The sequence below is a fragment of the Chryseobacterium sp. 2TAF14 genome (genome assembly GCF_052115105.1).
GTDB lineage: Bacteria > Bacteroidota > Bacteroidia > Flavobacteriales > Weeksellaceae > Chryseobacterium.
Genome location: NZ_JBFRGA010000231.1, coordinates 1 through 3,628 on the forward strand (window position 1 = coordinate 1; position 3,628 = coordinate 3,628).

General features: G+C 35.6%; 5 protein-coding genes. 1 reads left to right on the top strand and 4 read right to left on the bottom strand.

Annotated elements, in window-relative coordinates:
• The 4 genes from AB4Y90_RS16525 to AB4Y90_RS16540 form a co-directional block, all read right to left on the bottom strand.
• Window positions 1-483, bottom strand: a 483-nt coding sequence (locus AB4Y90_RS16525) for a TetR/AcrR family transcriptional regulator (RefSeq protein WP_441558669.1), incomplete at its 3' end; no start/stop codon positions are given.
• 414 nt (window positions 484-897) lie between these two features.
• Entirely contained in the window at window positions 898-1,341 is a 444-nt protein-coding gene (locus AB4Y90_RS16530; RefSeq protein ID WP_441558670.1) for a JAB domain-containing protein, read from the bottom strand.
• 61 nt (window positions 1,342-1,402) lie between these two features.
• Window positions 1,403-2,476 carry a DUF932 domain-containing protein gene (locus tag AB4Y90_RS16535; protein WP_441558671.1) on the bottom strand — a complete coding sequence of 358 codons (1,074 nt, stop codon included), beginning with the start codon at window positions 2,474-2,476 and terminating at the stop codon, window positions 1,403-1,405.
• Between the two features lie 37 nt (window positions 2,477-2,513).
• Window positions 2,514-2,924: a single-stranded DNA-binding protein gene (locus AB4Y90_RS16540; RefSeq protein ID WP_441558672.1), complete on the bottom strand. Its 411-nt coding sequence runs from the start codon at window positions 2,922-2,924 to the stop codon at window positions 2,514-2,516.
• Window positions 2,925-3,397: 473 nt separating this feature from the next.
• Here AB4Y90_RS16540 and AB4Y90_RS16545 point away from each other — a divergent pair.
• Window positions 3,398-3,628 (top strand): DUF1016 N-terminal domain-containing protein (locus tag AB4Y90_RS16545; RefSeq protein WP_441558673.1); only part of this gene is annotated, 231 nt, incomplete at its 3' end.

Consider the following 3,628-nt stretch of genomic DNA (forward strand, 5'->3'; position numbering starts at 1 on the left):
TGCTAAAGCCATATAACATTTAGAGATTAGCAGTTCTTCCGAAGGTGTTTTTCCAATGTAAAGATCAGAAAGGGTTGTTTTTAGATAATTCACAAATTTTGTTAACTCTGGAATATTATCAAACAAGTTTATTTTAGTTCCTACTTCATACATTAATTGATATAATTCTCGGTCTTCATTAGCAAAATCCCAAAAAGTAGTCAGTACAGATATTAGCTTTTGGATCGGATCGTTAATAACGCTGCAGTTCACCTCAATTTTAGTGTTCAATTTATGGAAACCTATATTTGATAATACAGTAAGAAGATCTTCTTTATTATCAAAATGAGAATAAATAACAGGCGCTGAATATTCAATCCTCTCTGCTATCCTACGCAAACTTAGGGCATGACGACCTTCACTTCTTACCATTGATATTGCTGTTGAAATGATCTCAAGATAAAGTTTTTCTTTATGCTTTGTGATACGCTCTTTACTTCCCATATTTATAGTATTGATTATTTGATAGAGAGTATTAATTCCAACCTTTGTCAGCAATTCTTAATTATGACTATACGACAAGAAAATACAAAAAAGTCCTCTCTAATATGCCTCTGATCTTGACAAATATAGACTGATTTTCCAATTGTCTGTTTTCTAAAAAGTCTAAATTTTTGTTCTATTAAGTTCGATTTGAACCACTATTTCCGGATGAAGTTATCTTTTTCGTCGTTTGGCTAAAACGACAACTAAAACTCGACCACAACTTTTTTGAATGTAATGGCTTGGGAGGAATTTTCAAATAGGTTGTATCCTCTAAACTGCGAAAAGACGTTTCCGATCAAAGGAAGGAATTGTCTTTTCGTTCGAGATGAAAAAACGGCAACTTCAAAATTGCCGTTTTTCTTTGACTATTTTTTATAAATGTCCATCATCGGAAAAGGAAATATAATGAGTAGATGTTAAAATACAGTGGTCTAACAGTTTAATATTTAAAAACTCTGATGCGTTTTTTATGTTCTCCGTTACTTTTAAATCCTCTATTGAAGGTTTCAGATTTCCGGACGGGTGATTGTGCGCTAAGATTAGACCAGTAGCATTACATAGTAATGCAGCTTGCATAATAATTCTTACGTCAACAATTGTTGAAGAAATGCCGCATTCGGAGATTTTTTTTATTCCTAAAACTTTATTTGCCTGATTAAGATAGAGAGCATAAAAAGATTCTCTATAGTCGATTTCATCACTATCAAAATGCTGACGAAATACTTTTACTGCGTCCCTTGATGAGGTGATGATCTTTTCAGAATTTCCTATTCTTGTATAGGTTAGTTTTATTTCATTAACGATGTTATAATTCATGATTTTTGCTCCTGCACGGCAGAGACTTTTATTTCCCGTGCTTAAAAAATTGAGAATATGATTAATTAAGAATAAGAGAATTTGAACCTATACGGGAAAAGGTTTCGCATAAATCAAAAGCCTTTTGAGATTTCAGCTGTGCAGTTCCACCCAAAACAATGGATTGCAATTTTGCTTCGTTATCCTTATAGCTTCTGACATTCTGAAAATAGCCTGTCACGGCATTATACGCCCCAAACAAAGTTCCTTTGGTAGTTTCCATCTGTTGGCTTTCGCTAATCATAGCGTAGGCAAAAGCATCATCGACCGTATTTTTAAAAACCGTTGACAAATCATCAAAACTGCCTTTCTGTAAATGGTTTAAGGTTTCCTTATTTGGACAAAGTGCCAATTGAATCAGTCTTTTCATTTCGTCATCCCCGACGGTTATTTTTGCCCAATGATTAAAAGTATTTTCTAATTCATTGCTCAGTTTATTCGCTAACCCCATTACTTTGTGAGCATCTTCTAAGCGTTGTTTTGCTCCTGCGGTGTGTCTGATTCGTACGACATTACTCATGTTTTTCAATGAAGCATTTAAAGTGTTTTGGCAGACAATGCGTACAGGGGTAAATGCGGCGGTAATGCTTCCGCTCCCATCATGCGAGGTTGTAAGAAAAATATATTTTTCGGTAATGTCGTCACCATTTCCCACCCGTATATAATCGGGTAATTTTGCCGTAATGAAGATACGTTCGCCATTTCCCAAAGCTCCTGCAGTCTCGTAAAGAATTCCATCTCCACCGCCTACGATAGCATCAAAAAAAGAAAAGGCTTCACGATTTTGTACGATATGGTAGTCTTTTCCGACTACACCCAAAACGGTGTTATTATCGGTTCGGATATTTGCAAAATAGTTTGGAACATCCAATTCGGAATCGGTTATTTCGATACCATTTGCATTTTCAATAATGCCAGCACCTTTTGCAAAAAGTGGTGATTTTTCCACCTCATAGTCAAGACCTGCAAATTTTATAGCTTCTTCACTTGTCGGGTGTGTTTCGACGATCTGTCCCAAGTTGTGCCATGCTTTTTCCTGTACACTGAAAAATGAATATTTTCCTGTTTTGTTATTGAAATTTAAATTATGTGCCATGATGTTAAAATTTTACTTGTTGATTTTTATAGAAAGCTTAGAATGGTAGGTCATCATCTTTTTCGCTGTCATTGTCATTGGATTTCGTTTTGGTCATTTCTGTTTTTTCTTGAGATTTGACATCAGAATTATTATTCTTTTTGCCACCGCCATGAATTTTGATTTGAGAAGTATGAAAATTCATTCCTGCGTGTGGTTCTCCATCTTTTCCTATCCATGCTGTTGCATAGGCTCTGCCGTTGAGTTCTACTAAAGTGCCTTTGGTTAAGAGTTCGGCAACCTTTTCAGAAATCCAGTAGGAGCATTCGAAATAAGTGGTCTGTTCAATTTTTTCGCCTTGTTTGTTGCGATACTTGTCATTGGTAGCAATAGAGAAGTTGACTACTTTTTTGTCTTTTGGCAAGTTGCGGACTTCCGCATTTCTTGTCAGTCTTCCGATAAGGTTCATAACTGTTTTGTTTAAGATTGTACATTTTGATTTATTCTCAATCTCTTCCCCGACCCATCTCCTAAAAGCCTTTCGGGCCTCGCTGAATATTTTTCAAAAGAAAAACCGGAAAAAAGAAAGCAGATAATCAAAGCGGTCAATGTTGAAAGCCAAAAGGAAACGGAATAATTGGAGGGTACCTTCAGGGAGGAGACCGTTTATGCCGTAGTCTTTTGGCTAGGAATGATGAGGCTGAGCGCTCTACCTTAGCTGCCTTTTTACCGGTTGATTATGAAAAGATTTCTCAATAAATCAATCTATCTTAAATCTGATCTGTTATTAATAGATTGGCTTATATTCTATAAACTGTATTTTATTCTTCTCGAATAGCCAATGACTGCCGAATGAAGTCAATCACTTCCAGACGCTTTAAAAAATATATCTAGTCAAATATCTTGATGGCATACCATAATGAATAAAGAAAACCTTTGGCTATGCATCCATCATCCACTCTTTACACCTCAGTTAAGCATTTAATCGAAAATGCCAAGTACATAATCGCGCGGAATGTTAATGTGACGATGATTATGACCTATTTTCAAATTGGTGAAATGATTGTTATTGATGAACAAAATGGAAAGGATAGAGCAGAATATTCAAAGGAGACGCTGAAGAATCTCAGTAAACAGCTGATAGGCGAATTTGGTAGAGGATATTCTGTGGAT